The organism is Paraburkholderia bryophila (assembly GCF_013409255.1).
Classification (GTDB): Bacteria; Pseudomonadota; Gammaproteobacteria; order Burkholderiales; family Burkholderiaceae; genus Paraburkholderia.
The window spans coordinates 216,737-237,243 of record NZ_JACCAS010000001.1; the positions used below are offsets into that span (position 1 = coordinate 216,737).

Here is a 20,507-nt window from a genome sequence, read left to right on the forward strand (position 1 = left end):
TCAGCGCGCCATCTTCCGCTCCAGCATCGCCTTCACCTCAGCCCATTCATCGTCGATGATGCTAAAGCGCGCCGAATTGCGTTTGCGTCCATCCGGCATGATGCGTTCGTGCCGGACGATGCCTTCCAGTTTCGCGCCGATACCCAGAATCGCCGCGCGCGATTTCTCGTTGGATTCGTCGGTGGTGAGTTGCACGCGCATGCACTGCATCGCTTCGAAGGCATGGCTCAACAGCAGATACTTCGCCTCGGTGTTCACGCCCGACCGCTGCATCGACTGACTCAACCACGTGTGACCGATTTCGAGCTTGCGGTTGATCCGGTCGATTTTCCAGAACCGCGTGCTGCCGACAAGCTTGCCCGTGTCGCGCTTAACGATCACGAACGGCATCACCGTGCCGCCCGCCCGGCTTTCCAGCGCGGCGGCGATAAATGCGCCCATGGTCTGCGGACCCGGCACCACGGTCACGGTCATGTTCCACAATTGGCCATCCGCGGCGGCGTCGAGCAGGCCTTGCTCGTGTTCCGGCTGAAGCGGCTGAAGTTCGAGGGTCTTGCCAGTCAGCGTGGGTTGCATGAGTCGGGGCAGGGTGTCGTTGTTCACGGTCGTCACGTTCGTCACGGTCACAATAAAAAAGTCCGCGAGCAATACCTCGCGGACCCGTCACAGTCAAACTAGGCAGCGGGAGCACGCGCTCCCGAACCACCTCAGGCCACAGCGAACGCTTAAGCCGCCGTCACCGAGACCGACTTGGTGACCAGATAAGCTTCCATCGCTTCCGGACCGCCTTCCGAGCCGTAGCCGGAATCCTTCACGCCGCCGAACGGCATTTCCGGCCAGGGCGTAGCCGGCTGGTTGATCCACAGCATGCCGACTTCCATCTGCTGCGACAGCAGGTGCACGTTGCTGAACGACTTCGTGTACGCATAACCCGCGAGACCGAACGGCAGACGATTGGCTTCGGCAATCGCTTCTTCGAGCTTGTCGAAACCGCGAATCGCGGCGATCGGGCCGAACGGCTCGTTGTTGAACACGTCCGCTTCGAGCGACACGTTGGTCAGCACGGTCGGCGCGAAGAAGTTGCCTTCCGAGCCGATCCGCTCGCCGCCCGTTGCTACCGTCGCGCCGGTCTTGCGCGCGTCGTCGAGCACCTTGCTCATGGCCGTCAGACGGCGCGCGTTGGCGAGCGGCCCGATCGAGGTGCCTTCCGTCAGACCGTCGCCGAGCTTGAGGCTTTCAGCATGCTTGACCAGCGCCGCGGCGAATTCCTCGCGGATGCTGTTGTGCACCAGGAAGCGCGTCGGCGAGATACAGACCTGGCCCGCGTTGCGGAATTTCGCGCCGCCGGCGGCCTTGACCGCCAGCGCCACGTCCGCGTCTTCGGCCACGATCACCGGCGCGTGACCGCCCAGTTCCATGGTCGCGCGTTTCATGTGCGCGCCGGCCAGCGCGGCCAGTTGCTTGCCGACCGGCGTCGAGCCGGTGAACGTGACCTTGCGGATCACCGGATGCGGGATCAGATAGCTCGAAATCTCGGCCGGATCGCCGAACACGAGGCCGACCACACCCGCCGGCACGCCGGCTTCGACGAACGCCTGCAGCAGCGCCGCCGGCGACGCCGGGGTTTCCTCCGGCGCCTTGACGAGGAACGAGCAACCGCAGGCCAGCGCCGCGCTCAGCTTGCGCACCACCTGGTTGACCGGGAAATTCCACGGCGTGAAAGCCGCGACCGGGCCGATCGGTTCCTTCAGCACCAGTTGCTGCACCGACACGTTGCGCGGCGGCACGACCCGGCCGTAGACACGGCGGCCTTCGTCCGCGAACCACTCGATGATGTCCGCCGCGGACAGCACCTCGACGCGTGCCTCACCCAGCGGCTTGCCCTGTTCCAGCGTCATCAGACGGGCGATGTCGGCGGCGCGCGTGCGCACCAGCCCGGCGGCCTTGCGCATGATCGCGGCGCGCTCGTTGGCCGGCACCTTGCGCCAGGCTTCGAAGCCACGTTGCGCGGCGGCCAGCGCCCGGTCAAGATCGGCAATCCCGGCATGGGCCACTTTGCCGATCGGCTGGCCGGTCGCGGGATTGAGGACGTCGAGGGTCTTGCCGCTTGCGGCGTCGCACCACTCGCCGTTGATCAGGAGTTGGGTGTCGGTATAGCTCGGAATGGCCATGCTGGGGTTCCTGTAAGTGGGAAAACGACAGGCCGCGCGGTCGTGAAACATTGGGCTGAACCAGCGCGGCCAAGGATGGACTGCCGATACCAATCATCTTATCTGATTGCAGCCGACGGCATCGACCACGCGCCCACCCGTGGTGCCCGGCACGCGGCTTGCGGCACGGCTGCCGCGACGGCGGCAACGCAGTCGAAGCGGCGTCGCGCAAAGAGGCGTAAAGTCAAATGGGAGTGGCACGAACCGGCGCGGGCCCGCGCCGGCAAATGCAGCCCAAATCAACCCGATGCACAAGGAATCGACATGGCAACCGGCACAGTGAAATGGTTTAACGACGCGAAAGGCTTCGGCTTCATCACCCCCGACGACGGCGGCGAAGATCTGTTCGCGCATTTCTCGGAGATTCGTTCCGAGGGCTTCAAGTCGCTGCAGGAAAACCAGAAGGTCAGCTTTGAAATCAAGCAGGGCCCGAAGGGCAAGCAGGCGGCGGATATCAAGCCGGTGTGAAGGCGCGGGCAGCCGGTCCGTGCACCGCGAGTGCGCGGCCGGTTATGCGCTGCGGGTAGCGTCGGCGTAGTCTCGAACCGTCCGCGAAATCGCCTTCCGGTTGTAATAAATTTTGCCTGGAAGCGATGGTACAAACTCGTCGGAGCCAGGCCGACGAGCGGACCTCCACGTCAGCGCCACGCGCGCTGCGGCGGGCGTTTTTTTCTTCAGGTTTCCTTCAGCTTCGCTCCGTAGTATTAGCGAGATTCGCCCGTTTCCCCGCGGGTAAGCGTGCCGATAGTTTTCCGACAGAAAACTGAAAGCACTCATCAAGGCTTGCCGGAGCGTCAATGAAAACCCTGTTTTTGCAGGCGCCGTCGTACGACGGCTTCGACGGTGGCGCGGGTTCGCGCTATCAGGCCAAGCGTGAAGTCCGCTCGTTCTGGTACCCGACGTGGCTCGCCCAGCCCGCCGCGCTGGTGCCCGACAGCCGTGTGCTCGACGCACCCGCCGACGGTTTGTCCGTCGACGCCACGCTCGATATCGCCCAGCAATACGATCTGGTGGTAATCCACACCAGCACGCCGTCTTTCCCCACCGACGCGCTATTCGCCGAAGACCTGAAAAAGCGCAAGCCCACGCTGCTGGTCGGCATGGTCGGCGCGAAGGTCGCGGTCGATCCGCACAATTCGCTGGTCGCGAGCGAGGCGATCGATTTCGTCTGCCGCGAAGAGTTCGATTTCACCTGCCAGGAAGTCGCCGAAGGCAAACCGTTCGCGCAGATCAAAGGTCTGAGCTACCGCGCGCCCGACGGCTCGATCGAACACAACGAGGCCCGTCCGATCCTCGAGAACATGGACGAGTTGCCGTTCGTCGCGCCGATCTACCAGCGCGATCTGAAGATCGACAACTACTTCATCGGCTATCTGAAGCACCCGTACGTGTCGATCTACACGGGCCGCGGCTGCCGCTCGAAATGCACGTTCTGCCTGTGGCCGCAAACGGTGGGCGGGCATCGCTACCGCACGCGCTCCACGGAGAACGTGCTGGAAGAAGTGAAGTGGATTCGCGACAACATGCCTGAAGTCAAAGAGATCATGTTCGACGACGACACCTTCACCGACTTCAAGCCACGCGTCGAGGAAATCGCGCGCGGCCTCGGCAAACTGGGCGTGACGTGGTCCTGCAACGCGAAGGCGAACGTGCCTTACGCGACGCTGAAAATCATGAAGGAAAACGGCCTGCGTTTGCTGCTGGTGGGCTACGAATCGGGCGACGACCAGATCCTGCTGAACATCAAGAAGGGTTTGCGCACCGATATCGCGCGCCGTTTCAGCGACGATTGCCGCAAGCTCGGCATCAAGATTCACGGCACCTTCATTCTCGGCCTGCCCGGCGAGACGCAGGACACGATCCAGAAGACGATCGAGTACGCGAAAGAGATCAATCCCCATACCATCCAGGTCTCGCTCGCCGCCCCGTATCCGGGCACGACGCTGTACAACCAGGCGGTTGAAAACGGTTGGCTCGAAGAGAACAAGGTGATCAATCTCGTCAGCAAATCGGGCGTGCAGCTGGCGGCGATCGGCTATCCGCATCTGTCGCGCGACGAGATCTACCATCAGCTCGAAAACTTCTACAAGCGTTTCTATTTCCGGCCGTCGAAGATCTGGGAAATTCTGCGCGAGATGCTGACCAGTTGGGACATGATGAAACGACGCCTGCGTGAAGGCGTCGAATTCTTCCGCTTCCTGCGCGCTCACGAGGCGTGAGCGCCGCGCATCTGGTGGCCGCCACGCTGGCCTGCGCGTGCGCGGCGGGGGCGGCTTTCGGAATCGCTTACACGGTGCTGGCCGGCGCGCTGATCGGGCGCTTCTTCGCCCGAGCGGTGTCCGAGCCGACCAGCTTTCCGCCGGTCACGATCGTCAAGCCGCTGCACGGCAACGAATGGGCGCTGCTCGCCAATCTGTCGAGCTTCTGCCAGCAAGACTATCCGGGTCCGGTGCAATTCCTGTTCGGCGTGCACGACAGCGCCGACCCGGCGTTGCAAACCGTCGACGACCTGCGCCGCCTGCATCCCGGCGCGGATATCACCGTGGTGGCCGACGCGCGCCTCTACGGCCCGAACCGCAAGATCAGCAACATCCTCAATATGCTGCCGCAGGCGCGCCACGACGTGCTGGTGTTCGCCGATAGCGACGTCAGCGTCGGCCCGGATTATCTGCGCAACGTGATCGGCGAATTGCAGAAGCCGGGCGTCGGGCTGGTTACCTGCGTGTATCGCGGGACGCCCGATCCGGGTTTCTGGCCGAGACTGTCGGCGAAGGCCACCAATTATCAGTTCCTGCCCGGCGTCGTGACCGGCCTCGCGCTCGGCCTCGCGCGCCCGTGCTTTGGTCAGACGATCGCGATGCGGCGCGACACGCTAGAAAAAATCGGCGGCTTCACGCCGTTCGTGCGGCACCTCGCCGAAGATCATGCAATCGGCGAAGCGGTGCGCATGATCGGCGAGAAGGTGGTGATTCCGCCGTTCACGATTTCGCACGCGTGCGTCGAGACGAGCGCGATGCAACTGATCGCGCATGAACTGCGCTGGAGCCGCACGATTCGCAGCGTCGATCCGCTCGGGCATCTCGGCTCCGCGCTGATCCATCCGCTCGCGTTCGCGTTGCTGACCGTGGCGTTTTCGGGCGGTGCGCCGTGGGCTTGGGCACTCGCTTTCCTGGCGATGAGCGCAAGGCTCGCGCTGAAGTTGTTATCCGATCGTGCGTTGCACCAGGCACGCCGCGATCTGTGGCTGTTGCCGTTATGGGATATCGTGTCATTTGCGATTTTTGTCGCGAGTTTCTGGTCGTCGCGCGTGATCTGGCGCGGCTTCAGTTTCGAGGTGGACGGCGACGGCCTGTTGTCGGCGCAGCCGGACGAATGACGAACGAATAACCCACGAATGACGGATCAACGGCAGTCCCGATCGGCCACGAAGCCCGGCTTTCCCGAACCACAACGTCATGCCGCCCCCGGCCCGGCGAATCGCGCGCGCGAGGTGGCGGCGTGATGAAGCATCTCGGTCGCTCGGCCGCGCTCGTCGGCTTGCTGATGTCGTTGTGGCTGGTCTGGCGAGAGAACCCCGGCGCCGTGCTCGGCGCGCTGCGGGCGGCCGGCGCGGGTCTGGTGCTGGCGGCGCTCGCGCACGTGCTGCCGATGATCGCCAACGCCTGCGACTGGCGTTCGCTGATTCGCGGCGCGAGCCGGCCGAGCCTTGGCCGGATGCTGCATCTCGTGTGGGTGCGCGAATCGGTCAACTGCATGCTGCCGGTCGCGCGGATCGGCGGCGAGGTCGTGTCGTTCCGGATGCTCCGGCGCTGGGGCGTGCGACCGTCGGCGGCGGTGGGCAGCATCATCGTCGACATGCAACTCACGGTGATCAGCCAGTTGATGTTCACGATGGTGGGCATCGGCTTTCTGTTCGCGCATGCGCATTCGGATACGTTGCGGCTGGCCTCTCAACTCGCGTGGGGCGTGGTGGTGCTGACGCCGCTGTTCGTGCTGTTCGCGCTCGTGCAGCATGCGAGTCCGTTCGAGCGGATCAGCCGCGTGCTCGACCGGATGACGAGCGGCAAGCTCGCGGCGCTGGTCGGTCAATCGGCGCGGATCGATCAGACCATCAAACTGATCTGGCGGCGGCGCGGCGTGGTGCTGCGCTATCTGTTCTTCTGGCAGCCGCTGCAATGTCTGCTGACGTCGCTGGAAATCTGGCTCGCGCTGGTTTTTCTTGGCGTGCGCATCACGCTGGTCGAGGCGGTGGTGATCGAGTCGCTGATCCAGGCGATCAGCAGCGCGGCGTTCTTCGTGCCTGGCGGTTTGGGCGTGCAGGAGGGCGGTTTTATTCTGATCGGCGGCGCGCTGGGGCTCGAGCCTTCGTTGTGTCTTGCGCTGGCCGGCGCGCGGCGGATTCGCGATCTGTTGATGTTCGTGCCGGGGCTGATTGCGTGGCAGTTCGCGGAATCGTCGAAGCGTGCGCCGGAGGGGGCTTCGGAACAGGTGGAGCGTATGCCGACCGTACCGACCGTACCGTCTGTCCCGTCTGTCCCGCTGGCCGAGCGGCAAGTGGCGGGCGAAGCGAGCCGGCGTTAGGGCGTGGAGGTTGCGGCTGCGTGGTGCGACTTCGTCGCGCCGCCGCATTGCTAACCTGCATCACACCGCTTCACCGCACCGCCGCATACGCCGGAAACGACACCTCCACCGACAAACCACGCTCGCCAAGCCCCTGGCCGAGCCGCAAATCCGCGCCGAAATGCTCGGCGATCCGCGCGACGATCGACAACCCCAGCCCGCTCCCGGTCGCCTGATTGCCGGTCGCGCGAAAGAAGCGATTCGTCAGACGGTCGAGATCGCCTGGCGCGACGCCCGGGCCGTCGTCGCGCACCGTCAACTGCACCCGGTCGGCCGCATGTTCCACGGCGACCTCGATGCTGCCGCCGGTCTGCCCGTACTTGATCGCGTTATCGAGCAGGTTGTCGAGCAGAATCCCGATCAGCACCGGCTCCGCATTGATCTCGGCGCGCAGGTCGCCGGTGAGCGTCACGCGGATATCTTTCTGCTGCGCATTGCGTTCGTTGGCGAGCAGCGCGTCTTTCGCTACCACAGCGGGCTTGAGCGGCACCGTGGACAGTTTCTCGTGCACGTCGAGCCGCGCCAGCAGCAACAGTTGCTCCGCGAGCCGCGCGCTGCGGTCCACGCCTTGCACCACGCGCTCCATCGCGAGTCGCTGCAATGCCGTATCCGGTTCGGCGAGCGCGACTTGCGCCTGCACCTTGATCGCGGCCAGCGGCGTTTTCAGTTCATGGGCGGCGTCGGCGGTAAACGCGCGTTCACGCTCCAGCGAATGCAACAAACGCGACAGCAGCAGATTGATCGCGTCGACGAGCGGGCGCACCTCGGTCGGCGCACGGCCGATGTCGACCGGTTCGAGCCGGTTGACGTCGCGCGAACGGATCGCGCCCGACAGCACCTTGAGCGGCGCCAGGCTCAAGCCGATACTGAACCACACCAGCACCGCGAGCACCGGCAGCGCGATCAGCGTAGGCCGCGCGATCCGGCTTGCCACGCCGCTCACCAGATCGCTGCGCGTATTGGCCGGTTCGAACACGCGCACGATATGGCCGAGCGTGGTGTCGCGCAACGTGAACGAGTGGTACATCTGGCCGCCGAGCGTGACGTCCTGGGTGCCGCTCGCGGGCGGTACCGGCAGATCCCACGCGTTGAGCGCATGCAATTGCGGGCTGCCCGCCAGCATCTCGCCGTTTGCCTTGCGTACCTGGAAGAGGGCGTCGCGCGGCAAGGCGTCGTCGTCATCGGCGTCGTTCGCGCCCGGCTCGCCGCCTTTTTCTTCTTCGCGCACGTCGATGCGCGCATTCGCGAGCGTGGTCAGATTGCGTTGATCGAGCAGCGCGAGAATCTGCGCGAGTTCCGCGAGGCGCGCTTCTTCCCACTCGCTGACTTCACGCTTGGCCTGACCGTAACTGGTGATCAGCGCGACACCCCACACCAGCACGATGCTGGCGAGCACCAGCAGAACGAGGCGCCGGCGGATCGACGGCGACATTACGCTTTCTCCACGACGTAGCCGATATTGCGCACGGTGCGGATCAGCTTCGCGCCCAGTTTTTTACGCAGGTTCGACACGTGCACCTCGATCGCGTTGCTCTCGATTTCCTCCTGCCAGCCGTACAGACTTTCTTCGAGCCGCGAGCGCGATTGCGGAATGCCCTGGTGGGTCAGCAACTGCATCAGGATCGCCCATTCGCGCGACGTGAGCGGCACGCGCGTCGCGCCCACCTCGACGGTTTGCGCGCTCGGATTGACGGTCAGATCCTGATAGCGGATCAGCTCGACGCTGCGGCCCTGTGCGCGGCGCAGCAAAGCCCGGCAACGGGCGATCAGTTCCGTCAGATCGAAAGGCTTGCCGAGGTAGTCGTCGGCGCCGGCTTCGAGACCGCTCACGCGGTCCACGATCGTACCTTTCGCGGTCAGCACCAGCACCGGCACGTCCTTGCCCGCGTCCCGCAAACGCTTCAGCAATTCCATGCCGGAGACGCGCGGCAGGCCGAGGTCGAGTATGACCAGCGCATAAGCGGTGGTGTCGAGCGCGAGGCCTGCTTTGTGGCCGTCGCGCGCCCAGTCGACGGTGAAGCCGGCTTGCCGCAAACCGGCTTCGATTCCGCAGCCGATCAGATCGTCATCTTCTACGAGGAGGATGCGCATGGTGTGGTGTGATTTCCTTCGACGTGGACCGCATGGCGGTGTGGCTTTTAAGCATCCGGCGAACCGCATATCGTCAGTGTAACCAACTGGTTCGCCAGGTGCTTCGTAGCGCTCCTTCCGTTAAGGTTTCCTTCAGCTTGGATCGATACTATCGCCGTTCGACAGGTGACTGTCGTGTGGCCGTCATGAGCGCGCGGCACCATGCTGTGTCATCGCATTACGACCACGTCGTCGCAATCCGATCGTAAGCATATCGATGAAACGCACGGTCGGGTTGAGTCCCGACCAGGCGCGCCGATGCCGGTTGCGCTGTGCTTTTCGCCAGGTTAGCAGGTTAGCCAGAAGCCAGGTCACGAGACCACGCCATGAAGCCACTTACCGTCGACATGCTGCGCGCCCATCTGATAGTGGCCTCGTTCACGGCCCTGTGCGCGCAATTGCTCGCCTGCATCGCGCTGCTGTTGCTGCCGGTCTCGCAGCAGCTATTCAGTTCCACGCCGTTCCGCCTGCTGGCAATGGCCGCGATCGTCAGCGGCGTGATCGTGACGCGAGATTTCGCGCAGGCTGCTTTCGACTCCGCGCGGCAAAGCCGTCATGTCGCCCCGCACGACGCTCACGAGCACGGCGTCGCCATTGCCTCCGACTGTCCGCAGTGCTGGCTCGTCGTTCTCCATTTGCGCCTGACGGGCAGGCCGTTCGTGCTCGCCGGGCATTGATGGCGCCCGCCCCATGGCTGCGCACGCGTTGACGGCATGGCAATGGCTTCTGTTGGCCGGATGCGCCGGCGCATTGCTGTATGCGATGGTCGCGGCGGTGGCGATGCCGTTTTTCGGCGGCCGGCGCCGCGCGACAGCCGCTGCGGCGGCTAATACAACGGTTATTGCGGCGGCTAATACAACAGCTAATACAGCCGTTAACGCAGCATCCAGCGCGACACCCGCCTGCTATCCCTTTGCCAACGTCGGCGTCAGCGTGCTCAAGCCGCTGTGCGGCGCCGAACCGCGTCTCTACGAAAACCTGCGCACGTTCTGCGATCAACGCCACGGACATTTTCAGCTAGTGCTCGGCGTATCGTCGCCGGACGATCCTGCGATTGCCGTGGTGCGCCGTCTGCAAGCGGCGTATCCGAAGCACGACATCGAACTCGCCATCGACACGCGCGTGCATGGCACCAATCTCAAGGTCAGCAACCTGATCAATATGGCCGAGCACGCGCGTTATGACGTGATCGTGATCGCCGACAGCGACATTGCCGTCGAAGCCGATTATCTCGACACCGTCGCCGCGCCGCTGGCGGATCCGCGGGTCGGCGTGGTGACCTGTCTTTACGTCGCGCAGGGCGTCGGTGGATTCTGGCCGCGGCTGGGCGCGCTCTTCATCAACGAGTGGTTCGCGCCGTCGGTACGTGTCGCGCACGCGGCCGGATCGCGCCGCTTCGGGTTCGGCGCGACGCTCGCGTTGCGGCGCGCAACGCTCGAACGCATCGGCGGTTTCGCCGCGCTGAAAAACTGTCTCGCCGACGATTACTGGCTGGCCGAACACGTCCGCGCGCTGGGACTGCCCACGGTGCTCTCGCGCGTGATGGTGGCCACGGACGTGATCGAGCCGACCTTTGCCGCGTTGTGGCAACGTGAGACGCGCTGGCTGCGCACCATCCGCTCGGTGAATCTGTTTGGCTTTGCGGCGCTGCCCATTACGTTTACGTCGCCGTGGCTAGCGGCCGGCGCTTGGCTCGCCGTCAATCTGGCAACCGGGCCTGCGGACGGCGTACACCTCACGGCAGCGTTCGCCTGCGCGGCCGGCACGCTCGCGGGCGCGGCGGCGCGCCTGCTGCTGCATGGGCGCGCCGCGCGTCATGAGCGCACCTTCTGGCGCGATCTGCCGCTGGTGCCGTTGCGCGATACGCTGTTGACGCTGCAATGGGCCGCGGCCGCGTTCGGCTCGCATGTCACGTGGCGTGGCGCGCGCGTGCCGCTCGAAGCCTCGACGACGCGCAACGCGGCGCTCAGCGTGATGGACGTGATGGAGACTTCCGATGGTGGCTAGCCGGCCACGCGCGCTGATCGTGACCGCCGACGATTTCGGTTTGCACCCGCGCGTGAATCTGGCCGTCGAGCGTGCGCATCGCGACGGCGTGCTGAGCGCCGCGAGTCTGATGATCGGCGCACCGGCCGCCGCCGATGCGGTGGCGCGCGCGCGCACGTTGCCGCGATTGCGCGTCGGCCTGCATCTGGTGCTGGCCGATGGCGCCGCGCTCACGCCGCGCGCGGAGATTGCCGCGTTGCTCGACGAGCATGGCCGTTTCGGCGACAACATGGCGTGGGACGGTGTGCGGTTTTTCTTCTTGCCGCATGTGCGCAGGCAGCTTGCGCGAGAGATTCGCGCGCAATTCGACGCGTTCGCCAACACCGGTTTGACGCTCGACCACGTCAACACGCACAAGCATTTTCATTTGCATCCGACGGTGCTGGGCTTGATCCTGGAGATCGGCCGCGAGTACGGCATGCGGGCGATGCGTCTGCCGTTCGAGGTCGGTGCGCCGCTCTGGCTGAGGCCGTGGATCGCAACGGTGCGGGCACGGCTGGATCGCGCGGGGATCGTGCACAATGATTACGTGGTGGGAATCGCCGAGAGCGGCCGGATGGGTGAAGCGGCGTGGCTCCAGGCGCTCGCCGATTTGCCGGATGGCGTGAGCGAGATTTACTGCCATCCGGCCATGGCCGGCGACCGTGCGTTGAGTCACGGCATGCGGGCTTACCGGCATGCCGACGAACTGCAGGCGCTGTTGTCGCCGCGCGTCGCGGCGGCGATTCGAGCGACGGGCGCGAGGCTGGGCGGCTTTGCGGATGTGCTGCCGGGGTAGCCTCCGCGCAAGCCGCGTGACCAACGCCTAGATCGCCTGTTGTTTCATCAGCAGCTTCAACAGCACCGGCAGCAGGAGCAGCACCAGCGGCAACTGCACCATCAAACCGGAGATGATCGCGATGGCCAGCGGCTGCTGCATCGCCGATCCTTGCCCGAGCGCGAAAGCGAGCGGCAGCAGCGCCAGAATCGCGGCGATCGTCGTCATGGCGATGGGGCGCAGACGATTGCGGCCGGCGGCGATCAAGGCCGCTTCGAGCGGCATCTCCTCGTCGCGCATCAGTGACTGCAACTCCGAGACGTAGAAAATCGCGACCTCGGTCACGATGCCGATAATCATCGTCATGCCCATCATCGCGGAGATGTTCAGTTCGATGCCGGTCGCCCATAGCCCGATGAAGACCGCGCCCGTCGCGAGCAAGGGCATCGCCATGACCGCCAGCGCGACGCGAAAGCGCTCGTAGAGAAACAGCAGCAGGCCGAACACCAGCGCGATTGCCGCGCCGAACACGCTCAGCAGGCCCTTGAACGCGATCTGCTGTTGCTGGTACAAGCCGCCCAATTCGTAGTACACGCCGGTCGGCAACAGGTTTTTATCGCCGAGCGCTTTCTGCACGTCGGCGATGGTCGAGCCCAGATCGCGTCCATCGATGCGGGCGGTCACCGCCACCATTCGCTTCAGATTATCGCGGCTGATTTCCGGTTGACCGGTCACCGTCACCAGCTCGGCCACGCGGTTCAACGCAAACAGATGACCGTCCGGCGCGCGAATCTGTAAGCGGCCCAGTTGCGTATCGGTCAGCGTCATCGCACCGGCCACGCGCACGCGCACGCCGACCGTCTTCGGCCCACTCTGGAACTGTGTCGCGACATTGCCTTCCAGCATGTCGGACACCGCCTGCGCGACCGACTGCGGATCCATGCCCTCGGCCGCCGCTGCTTCCGGACGGATGTGCAATTCGAGCGCGTCGCCGGCCGGGTTGATGCCGTCGTTCACGTCCACCACGCCCTGAATCTTGCCGATCCGCGCGGCGACTTTTTTCGCGGTCGCGTCCAGCGTGGTTGGGTCGTCGGAATAGATCTTGATCTGCACCGGCTGCGGCACGGCCGTCAGATCGCCGATCAGATCCTCCATCAATTGCGCGAGTTCGATGCTCACGCCGGGCACCTGCGTGTCGACCTTCGAGCGGATTTCTTCCATGACCGTGTCAATGGGCTCGCGCCGACCCGATTTCAGACGGACGAAGAAGTCGCCCTTGTTCGGCTCGTTCAGATCGCCGCCGAGGCCCGCGCCGGTGCGGCGCGAATACGTCGCGACATTCGGATTCGCGCGGATGATGCCCTCGATCTGCTTCATCAGCCGGTCGGTTTCGGTCACCGAGGTGCCGGGCTGGGTGTGATAGTCGAGCACGAAGCCGCCTTCGTCCATGCTCGGCATGAAGCCGCTGCCCACCCGCGTGAACGCGAACGCGGCCACCACGATCAACGGCAGCAACCCGAGCAGCACGAGGATCGGCCGGCCGGTGACGCGCTCGACCAGCACCGCGTAGCGCCGGTTCATCCACGCGGCGAAGCGGGTTTCGCGATGTTCGTCGGCGTCTTGCGGTTTGAGCCAGCGGTCGCACAGAATCGGCACGGCGAGCCACGTGACGAGAAACGAAATGAACAGCGCGCTTGCCATGGTCACCGAGAGCGCCTTGAAGAACGCCCCGGTTACGCCGGACAGAAACGCCAGCGGCACGAAAATGATCAGCGTCGCCGCCGACGAGCCGGCCAGCGGCCGCGTGAATTCCAGCGCGGCCGCCATCACGCGGCCGTGAAACGAGCGCGCGCCGGCTTCGCGCATGCGCCGCACGATGTGTTCGATCATCACGATCGCGTCGTCGATCACGAGGCCGACGGCCGCCGCCATGCCGCCCAGCGTCATGATGTTGAAGCCCATGCCGAACACGTCGAGCAGCAGGATCGTCGCGGCCATCACGACCGGCACCAGCGCCACGGCGATCGCGGTGATCTTCCAGTTGCGCAGGAAGGCGAACAGCGTCAACGCGGCCAGCACCACGCCGATCATGATCGCGTCGCGCACGCTGGTGGCCGAGGCGATCACCAGTTCGCTCTGGTCGTACCAGTTCGCGAGTTTCACGCCAGCCGGCATCTGCGGCTGGAAGGCGGCGAGCTTCGCGCGGATCGCCGTGGCCATCGCCACGCTGTTGGCGCCCGGTTGCTGGTAGACGTTGAGCAGCACGGCGTCCTGGCCGTCGGCGGTGACGCGCATCCATTGCGGCGTGACGCCCTGACGGACGGTGGCGATATCGCCGAGACGGATCTGCGTGGCGCCGACAGCGGAGACGACGACGTTACGCAGTTCGTCGAGCCGCGTAATGGTGGTGTTGGCGATCACGAGATACAGCTTGTCGTGATCTTCGATCCGGCCGTTCGCCATCAGCACGTTGCTCGCGCCGATCGCTTTCGACACGTCCGCGAGCGACAGTTTGTAGGTGGCGAGGCGGGCGGGATCGACGGCAACCTCGAACTCGCTCTGCGCACCGCCGGTCACCTCGACGCGCGCAACACCTTCCACCGACGAAAGCAGCGGGCGCATCTGGAATTGCGCGAGATCGCGCAGCGCGGCCGGCGACTGCTGCTTCGACGTGAGGCTGTAGGCCAGCACCGGAAACACCGTCGGGTCCATGCGGCGTACCTGCATCGACGTGCCTGGTGGCAGCGTCGCGAGAATCTCGCTGATCGCCGATTGTGCCTGCAAGGTGGCCTGCGCCATGTCGGTGCCCCAGTCGAAGTTCAGCGAGATTTCCGCCGCGCCGCGACTGGTGGTCGACTCGACGTCGCGCACATTCGGCACGCGCCGCAACGCTTCTTCGACCGGCATCGTGACGAGCGTGGCCATCTGTTCGGCGGGGCGGTCGCCCGCGTCGAGCGAGACGACCGCGCGCGGAAACGCGACGTTCGGGAACAGCGAGATCGGCAGACGGAACGCGGTGAGGGCGCCCGCGATTGCCAGCAACGCGATCACGAACAGCAGCGAGCGGCGGTGCGTCTGCATCCATTGACCGAAATTCATCGCGGTGCGCCTCCGCCGGTTTGCACCGCCATGCCGTTCTGTAGCTCGTAATTGCCGCTGACCACGAGTCCCTGCGCGGCGTCGAGCGCACCGTCCACGCCGTAACGGTCGCCGTTTTCGACCTGGATCGTTACGGCCACGCGGCGTGCGTTGTTTTGCGGCGTGATCTGGAACACGTAGGCGCCCTGGTCGTCTTTCAGCACGGCCGCGCGCGGCACGATCCAGTGCGTGCCGCTGCGGGTGGCGATGTCGGCGCTGACGTGGGTGCCCGGCATGAACGCGCTCTGGCCGAGCGGCACCATCGCGCCGATGTCGACGAGCTGGCTTTGCGGATCGATGGCGGCGCCGACCAGCACCACGCGGCCTGCTATCGCGGCCTTCGCGAGCGCGGTGGAGAGGCCGTGCAGGGTGACCGTGTCGCCGGGATGAATCGCGGCGGCGTCTGCAGGTTCGACGCCGAGCGTGACGTTGGGGCGGCTGTTGCCAATGCCGTCATCCGCGAGTTGCAGAATCGCGGCGCCCGCCTGCACCTGATCGCCTTGAGCCACCGACACCTGCAGCACGACCCCATCGCGCGGCGCGGCCACGACCTTGTTGCCGCCCGCCACACCGCTCTGATTCTGCGCGGCGAGCGCCTGCCGTGCGTCGTCGTCGGCCTTGCGGGCGGCGGCGAGTTGCGACTGCGTGGAGAGACCTTGGTCGAGCAGCGATTGCGTGCGCGCCAACTCGCCCTGCGCGAGCGTCACGGCGCTTTTCGCCTGCGTCGCGGCGAGCACGGCGGCGGGATCGGCCTGCACGACGAACAGCGGCGTGCCGCGTGTCACGCGCTGACCGGCCTGCACGCGCATTTGCACGATACGCGCGACGTACGGCAGATTGATCGTGGTGAGACTGGACCCGGACGCCGCGACGATGCCGTAACCGCGCACCGGTTGCGCGATGACGGCTTGCTGCACACGCACGGTTTGGACGGCGACGGCGGGGTAGTCGGCGCTGTCGGCGGCTGTCGGTGCACTAGCGGCACGTGACGCATGAAACGCGATACCGGCCAGTGCAATGCCGGCAACCGCGGCGGTCATGGCGGCCACGGCGAGACGCCGCCGCAGCGCGGGAGAAGGGCTATTTCGCATGAGTGTCGATGAAGGTTTGATCCGAGGTGAAGGCGTCGGGAATCGCGCTGCCGAGCAGCGCCTGCAAACCGACGCGTTGTTCGGCGAGCGCTTCGCGCAGCGTCGCGACGTCGACGCGTTTGGCCAGCGACGCGCTTTGCGCATCGGTATAGGCGCCGAGCGCGAGGTCGTGATCCGCGTACGCCGCCGCCGCGTGCCGCGCGGCCAGATCGACGCCGGGCAGCGCGTCTTCGGTTTGCTGCAACTGGCGCGTGAGGATGGCGTCGTCCGCGCGCAGATGAGCGACATCCGCGTAAGCCTGGTTCAGCCTCGACTGATACTCGTCGCGTAAGCGTCGACGGGTAGCCTTTTCGATCGCGACGTTGCCCTGATTACGGTTGAAGATCGGCAGGCTCAGGTTGATCTGAAAGCCGCTGGTGTAGATGTTCGACGTGTCGCGCGCCCGCACGAAACCGACCGACAGACTCGGGAACTGGCTGAGCACCGCCGCGCGGTATTTCTGCTCCTGTGCCTCGTAGCCGGCTTGCAGCGCGATCAGATCGGGGCGGCGTCGCGCGAGATCGGCGAGCGCCGCGTCGACTGCTGCGTCAAGCGTTGGGGCGGCGAGCGGCGCGATGGCGTCGTTGCCGGTGAGCGGCAATTGCACATCGGGCGAGAGACCGAGCAATGCGTTGAGGTCGTGATGCGTTTGCTCCGCCGCGCGTTCGGCGTCGGTGAATTGCTTGCGCGCGTCGCTGTAGGCGGTGAGTGCCGCGGTCAGCGTGTCGTCGGTGAGGTCGCCGTCGCGGTGCGCGTCGGCCATGCGTTCGTAGCGCGTGCGCGCGAGATCGCGTTGTTGCCGCAGCAGCGGCAGCGTGTCCTGCTGGAAGCGAGTTTTGACGAACAGCTGTCGCGCCTGGGCGACGATCTGCCATTCCTGCCACAGCAGCCCGAGATCGGTCTTGGCGACGGTCGCGTCGGCAGACTGTTGATTCGCGCTGCGCAGCACGATCGCCATCACGTCGATGCTCAGGCCGTAGTTGAAGGCGCGGGTGGTGCCTGCCGCGCCCGGATAATCGCTCGACACGCTCAGTTGCGGGTCGGGCAGCAGACCCGCCGAATAGGCTTGCGCGCGGGCAATGCCGAGATCGTCGCGAGCCAGCTTGAGATCGGGATTGTTGGCGACCGCGAGCATCGCGACTTCGTCGATGTCGAGTCCGTCCGATGGATCGAAACGATGCGCGGCCAGTTCGGGCAGCGGCATGGTTGCGGGATCGATCCGGATGCGTTCGAGCGTGCGCGTCGACGTGGAGGTATCGCGCTGCGCGAGCGGCTCGCGGTGATACCACGTGCAGCCGCCGATCAGCAATGCGCAGAGCGGCACGAGGGCGCGCAGGGGCGCCGAGGTGGCGTAAAAGACGGGCAAAATCGGGCTCCTGAACCAGGAAGGGGCAAACGCAGGTGGGTCGGCACGAACGGTTGCCGCATGACAGGAGGCGATTCTGCGGAGGTGGCGCTTAAGACACGCTTAACTGAAAATTAAGCCCGCCCTCAGCGTCCCATAAGGAAGCGTTAAGCTGGCGGGCATCACAATCCGGGCACACTGGAGCGCAACTACGTTGCATGAGGGAGAGCCGATGCGTTTGCTACTGGTCGAAGACGACGACATGATCGCGGAAACGGTATTGGGCGCGATGCGCCGCGTCGGCTACGCGATCGACTGGGCCGAAGACGGCCGCGCGGCCGAATTGTCGCTGGGCAACGGCGTGTACGACCTCGTGCTGCTGGACCTCGGCCTGCCGAAAAAAGACGGCATCGACGTGCTCAACGCGTACCGCAAAAACGGCGGCGCGGCGCCGGTCATCATCCTGACCGCGCGCGACGCGGTCGACGAGCGGATTCGCGGCCTCGACGCCGGCGCCGACGATTACCTGATCAAACCGTTCGACCTCGACGAGCTGGCCGCGCGCATCCGCGCGTTGCTGCGGCGGCGCACCGGCCAGAAGCAGCCGGTCTACGCGCACGGCGAACTCACGCTCGACCCCGCCGCACACGAAGTCACCAAGGCGGGCGAGCTGCTGCCGCTGGTGCCGCGCGAATTCGCGCTGCTGCAGGCGCTGATCGAAGAACCCACGCGCGTGTTCACCAAGGCCGAGCTCGAAGAGAAGCTGTACGGCTGGGGCGAGGAAGTGGGCAGCAACACGATCGAAGTCCACGTGCACAGCTTGCGGCGCAAGATCGGCGCGGACCAGGTCGTGACGGTGCGCGGCGTGGGCTACCGTCTGAAGAGGTGCTGATGACGTCGATTCGCCGCTGGCTGCTCGGTTGGCTGATCTTCGGCATGGCGGCGGCTTCGGGTATGGCCGGCTACGGCATTTTTCACACGGCGCGCGAGGAAGCCAGCGAACTGTTCGACTACGAGTTGCGCACGGTCGCGCTGTCTTTACCGTCGAATCTGAGCGGCGCGGGCGACGGCGAACATCGCCCGCCCGACCTCGGCGATCTGGCCGACGACCGCATCGTCATCGAAATCTGGGACCGCGCCGGTACGATGATCTATCACTCGATGCAGGCGCCGGTGTTCATGCGCCTGCCCGCGGGCTTCAACACCGTGGAGCGCGGCGAATATCACTGGCGCACGTTCGGCGTGGCGCAGCCGGCGCGCTATATCCAGGTGGCGCAGCCGGTTTCCGTGCGCGAGGATCTCGCGCTGCGCCTCGCGTTGCATACGCTGTGGCCGCTCGCCGTGCTGGTGCCGGTGACGATCGTGCTGGTGCTGCTGGTGGTGGCGCGCGGGCTGGCGCCGATCGGCGGCCTGTCGCGCGCGGTGTCCACCCGCTCGATCGACTCGCTGGAGCCCTTGCATCTGGACGGCGCCGTGCCGGTCGAAATGAAGCCGCTGGTCGACGCGCTCAACGATCTGCTGCAACGGCTGCATACCGCGTCGCAGGCGCAGCGCACGTTTATCGCCGACGCCGCGCACGAACTGCGCTCGCCGCTCGCGGCGCTCAAGCTGCAATTGCAGGCGGCCTCGCGCGACGGCTCGCTAAAGGGCGAAGGGCAGACGCTCGAACGCCTCGAAGGGCGCGTCAACCGGATCATTCATCTCGTGCAGCAACTGTTGACGCTGGCGCGTGAGGACGCGCAGCCGGTGACGTCGCGCGCACCGGTCAGCTTGCGGCGGATCGGCGAGCAGGCGGTGGGCGATTGTTCGCTGCTCGCCGAGGCGAAGGAAATCGATCTCGGTCTCGAATGCGAGGGCGCGCGTTCGGCCACGGATCCCTACACCGTGCTGGCCGAGCCGCACGGCATGAGCGTGCTGCTGGCCAATCTGATCAACAACGCGATTCGTCATACGCCGCGCGGCGGCCGCGTCGACGTGATCCTGAAACGCGCGGGCGAGCGGGTCGGGCTCGACGTGTTGGATAGCGGCACGGGGATTCCGGAAGCCGAGCTGGAACGGGTGTTCGACCGCTTTTACCGGGGCGAGGAGGCGCAGGGCGAGGGCAGCGGACTGGGGCTCGCAATCGTGTCGCGAATCGCCGGGCGGCACCAGCTCGGGCTGTCGCTGCGCAACAATCAGGGTCGCCCGGGCCTGTGCGTGGCGGTGTCCGGGCTGCCTGCGCACGAGGGCGAAATCGCCACATCGGCGCGTCGTTGACGGCGCCGGATTCACCTGTCCGCAGTCCGTGTGGACCCACCGCTGAGCGTTGTCACGATTGGGTTTCCACACGCTGCTACAATCTCGTCTTTCGTCTTTCTCGATCGATTGTGCGCTATGGGTTTCGAACAACTTGCTGAACTGAAGAAGCAACTGGCCGCGGCGCGAGCCGAAGCGGCGCCTGCCGCCAAGCCGGATGCAAAGCGTGGTTCCAAGCCTGGCGCGAAACCCGCTGCCCAGGCTGGCGAACGGCATCGCGCGAAGCCTGCGCAGCCGCCGCGCCGTCATGCGCCCGATGCCAGGCCGAACGCCAATGCGGACGCGAACGCCCAGGCGCCCGCGCGCGCCCGGCCGTCCTCGCACGCCAAACCGGCGGCGGATGCGAAGCCGGTGGACCCGGTGGTGAAATCGATCGGCCGCCTGCAGAAGCGTTTTCCGAATGCGTTCCCGAAGAACCCGGCGCCGAAGCTGCCGCTGAAGGTCGGCATTTTCGAAGACCTCGTGGTCCACGCGAAGGAGCTGTCGCTGAGCGAAGCCGAATTGCGCGACGCGATCAAGACGTGGTGCCGTGGCAGCCGTTACTGGAAGTGCCTCGTCGAAGGCGCCGCACGGGTGGATCTGACGGGCAGCGAAGCCGGTACGGTGAGCACGCAGGAAGCGGCGGGCGCGCAGCGTCTGCAAGCGCATCGCGCGAATCGTGGGGCGCAGAAGGCGGCGGCTGCGGGTGCGGCCGACGCAGCGGTCAATCACGAAGTGGCTGCTGAACCGGCAACCGAACCGGCTGCTGAACCGGCAGCTGAACCGGCAGCGGAGCCGACAACTGAAGCTGCAACCCCAGCCGGCGCCCCGCCGGCTACGCCAGCAGCATAAAAACC

The 20,507-nt window shown here is 65.7% G+C and carries 17 protein-coding genes; 10 read left to right on the forward strand and 7 right to left on the reverse strand.

Annotated features, from left to right (window positions below):
- Together GGD40_RS00920 and GGD40_RS00925 are read right to left on the reverse strand one after the other, a co-directional pair.
- Positions 1–576: a GNAT family N-acetyltransferase gene (locus GGD40_RS00920; RefSeq protein ID WP_179744826.1), complete on the reverse strand. Its 576-nt coding sequence runs from the start codon at positions 574–576 to the stop codon at positions 1–3.
- A gap of 149 nt (positions 577–725) precedes the next feature.
- Positions 726–2,171, reverse strand: coding sequence for an NAD-dependent succinate-semialdehyde dehydrogenase (locus tag GGD40_RS00925; protein ID WP_179742507.1), 1,446 nt, complete (start codon positions 2,169–2,171; stop codon positions 726–728).
- Between the two features lie 303 nt (positions 2,172–2,474).
- Here GGD40_RS00925 and GGD40_RS00930 point away from each other — a divergent pair, with 303 nt between their 5' ends.
- From GGD40_RS00930 to GGD40_RS00945, 4 genes are all read left to right on the forward strand, one after another.
- A complete protein-coding gene (locus tag GGD40_RS00930; RefSeq protein ID WP_179708612.1) occupies positions 2,475–2,678 on the forward strand; it encodes a cold-shock protein in 204 nt (67 codons plus the stop codon).
- Positions 2,679–3,007: 329 nt separating this feature from the next.
- Positions 3,008–4,429, forward strand: coding sequence for a hopanoid biosynthesis associated radical SAM protein HpnJ (gene hpnJ, locus GGD40_RS00935; protein WP_179704091.1), 1,422 nt, complete (start codon positions 3,008–3,010; stop codon positions 4,427–4,429).
- Positions 4,426–5,586: a bacteriohopanetetrol glucosamine biosynthesis glycosyltransferase HpnI gene (gene hpnI, locus GGD40_RS00940; protein ID WP_179742508.1), complete on the forward strand. Its 1,161-nt coding sequence runs from the start codon at positions 4,426–4,428 to the stop codon at positions 5,584–5,586. Before hpnJ ends, hpnI (GGD40_RS00940) begins: the two co-directional genes overlap by 4 nt.
- A gap of 125 nt (positions 5,587–5,711) precedes the next feature.
- Positions 5,712–6,791: a lysylphosphatidylglycerol synthase domain-containing protein gene (locus GGD40_RS00945; protein WP_179742509.1), complete on the forward strand. Its 1,080-nt coding sequence runs from the start codon at positions 5,712–5,714 to the stop codon at positions 6,789–6,791.
- A 70-nt stretch (positions 6,792–6,861) separates the two neighbouring features.
- Here the strand turns inward: GGD40_RS00945 and GGD40_RS00950 are convergent, their stop codons facing one another.
- Positions 6,862–8,262 carry an ATP-binding protein gene (locus GGD40_RS00950; protein ID WP_179742510.1) on the reverse strand — a complete coding sequence of 467 codons (1,401 nt, stop codon included), beginning with the start codon at positions 8,260–8,262 and terminating at the stop codon, positions 6,862–6,864.
- A complete protein-coding gene (locus tag GGD40_RS00955) occupies positions 8,262–8,921 on the reverse strand; it encodes a response regulator (protein ID WP_179742511.1) in 660 nt (219 codons plus the stop codon). The genes GGD40_RS00950 and GGD40_RS00955 overlap by 1 nt, the downstream gene beginning before the upstream one ends.
- 365 nt (positions 8,922–9,286) lie before the next feature.
- Between GGD40_RS00955 and GGD40_RS00960 the strand changes: the two genes are divergently transcribed.
- From GGD40_RS00960 to hpnK, 3 genes are read left to right on the forward strand one after another with little or no spacing between them, the layout of a single operon-like run.
- Complete coding sequence (locus GGD40_RS00960; RefSeq protein WP_179742512.1) at positions 9,287–9,637, forward strand: hypothetical protein; 351 nt, start codon at positions 9,287–9,289, stop codon at positions 9,635–9,637.
- 13 nt (positions 9,638–9,650) lie between these two features.
- A complete protein-coding gene (gene hpnI / locus GGD40_RS00965; protein WP_179742513.1) occupies positions 9,651–10,967 on the forward strand; it encodes a bacteriohopanetetrol glucosamine biosynthesis glycosyltransferase HpnI in 1,317 nt (438 codons plus the stop codon).
- Positions 10,957–11,784, forward strand: coding sequence for a hopanoid biosynthesis-associated protein HpnK (gene hpnK, locus GGD40_RS00970; RefSeq protein ID WP_179742514.1), 828 nt, complete (start codon positions 10,957–10,959; stop codon positions 11,782–11,784). The genes hpnI (GGD40_RS00965) and hpnK overlap by 11 nt, the downstream gene beginning before the upstream one ends.
- 27 nt (positions 11,785–11,811) lie before the next feature.
- Here hpnK and GGD40_RS00975 read toward each other — a convergent pair whose 3' ends face one another.
- Genes GGD40_RS00975 through GGD40_RS00985 form a run of 3 tightly spaced genes read right to left on the reverse strand, consistent with a single transcriptional unit; the run spans position 11,812 to position 17,397 of the window.
- A complete protein-coding gene (locus GGD40_RS00975; protein ID WP_179742515.1) occupies positions 11,812–14,862 on the reverse strand; it encodes an efflux RND transporter permease subunit in 3,051 nt (1,016 codons plus the stop codon).
- Complete coding sequence (locus tag GGD40_RS00980) at positions 14,859–15,992, reverse strand: efflux RND transporter periplasmic adaptor subunit (protein WP_179742516.1); 1,134 nt, start codon at positions 15,990–15,992, stop codon at positions 14,859–14,861. The genes GGD40_RS00975 and GGD40_RS00980 overlap by 4 nt, the downstream gene beginning before the upstream one ends.
- A complete protein-coding gene (locus GGD40_RS00985; protein ID WP_179742517.1) occupies positions 15,982–17,397 on the reverse strand; it encodes a TolC family protein in 1,416 nt (471 codons plus the stop codon). Before GGD40_RS00985 ends, GGD40_RS00980 begins: the two co-directional genes overlap by 11 nt.
- A gap of 211 nt (positions 17,398–17,608) precedes the next feature.
- Between GGD40_RS00985 and GGD40_RS00990 the strand changes: the two genes are divergently transcribed.
- The 3 genes from GGD40_RS00990 to GGD40_RS01000 all read left to right on the forward strand — a co-directional run bounded on the left by GGD40_RS00990 (position 17,609) and on the right by GGD40_RS01000 (position 20,502).
- Complete coding sequence (locus GGD40_RS00990; protein WP_179704100.1) at positions 17,609–18,268, forward strand: response regulator; 660 nt, start codon at positions 17,609–17,611, stop codon at positions 18,266–18,268.
- Positions 18,268–19,632: an ATP-binding protein gene (locus GGD40_RS00995; RefSeq protein WP_179742518.1), complete on the forward strand. Its 1,365-nt coding sequence runs from the start codon at positions 18,268–18,270 to the stop codon at positions 19,630–19,632. The genes GGD40_RS00990 and GGD40_RS00995 overlap by 1 nt, the downstream gene beginning before the upstream one ends.
- Before the next feature lie 117 nt (positions 19,633–19,749).
- On the forward strand, positions 19,750–20,502 hold the full coding sequence (locus GGD40_RS01000; RefSeq protein WP_179742519.1) for a ProQ/FinO family protein: 753 nt from the start codon (positions 19,750–19,752) through the stop codon (positions 20,500–20,502).
- The last annotated feature ends 5 nt before the right edge of the window (positions 20,503–20,507 follow it).

Coding starts and splice junctions, on each gene's coding strand:
- GGD40_RS00955 (WP_179742511.1), bottom strand. CDS start 8,921: ATGCGCATCCTCCTCGTAGAAGATGACGATCTGATCGGCTGCGGAATC.
- GGD40_RS00990 (WP_179704100.1), top strand. CDS start 17,609: ATGCGTTTGCTACTGGTCGAAGACGACGACATGATCGCGGAAACGGTA.
- GGD40_RS00930 (WP_179708612.1), top strand. CDS start 2,475: ATGGCAACCGGCACAGTGAAATGGTTTAACGACGCGAAAGGCTTCGGC.
- hpnK (WP_179742514.1), top strand. CDS start 10,957: ATGGTGGCTAGCCGGCCACGCGCGCTGATCGTGACCGCCGACGATTTC.
- GGD40_RS00980 (WP_179742516.1), bottom strand. CDS start 15,992: ATGCGAAATAGCCCTTCTCCCGCGCTGCGGCGGCGTCTCGCCGTGGCC.
- GGD40_RS00995 (WP_179742518.1), top strand. CDS start 18,268: ATGACGTCGATTCGCCGCTGGCTGCTCGGTTGGCTGATCTTCGGCATG.
- GGD40_RS00950 (WP_179742510.1), bottom strand. CDS start 8,262: ATGTCGCCGTCGATCCGCCGGCGCCTCGTTCTGCTGGTGCTCGCCAGC.
- GGD40_RS00920 (WP_179744826.1), bottom strand. CDS start 576: ATGCAACCCACGCTGACTGGCAAGACCCTCGAACTTCAGCCGCTTCAG.
- GGD40_RS00925 (WP_179742507.1), bottom strand. CDS start 2,171: ATGGCCATTCCGAGCTATACCGACACCCAACTCCTGATCAACGGCGAG.
- hpnI (WP_179742513.1), top strand. CDS start 9,651: ATGGCTGCGCACGCGTTGACGGCATGGCAATGGCTTCTGTTGGCCGGA.
- GGD40_RS00975 (WP_179742515.1), bottom strand. CDS start 14,862: ATGAATTTCGGTCAATGGATGCAGACGCACCGCCGCTCGCTGCTGTTC.
- GGD40_RS01000 (WP_179742519.1), top strand. CDS start 19,750: ATGGGTTTCGAACAACTTGCTGAACTGAAGAAGCAACTGGCCGCGGCG.
- GGD40_RS00945 (WP_179742509.1), top strand. CDS start 5,712: ATGAAGCATCTCGGTCGCTCGGCCGCGCTCGTCGGCTTGCTGATGTCG.
- hpnJ (WP_179704091.1), top strand. CDS start 3,008: ATGAAAACCCTGTTTTTGCAGGCGCCGTCGTACGACGGCTTCGACGGT.
- GGD40_RS00960 (WP_179742512.1), top strand. CDS start 9,287: ATGAAGCCACTTACCGTCGACATGCTGCGCGCCCATCTGATAGTGGCC.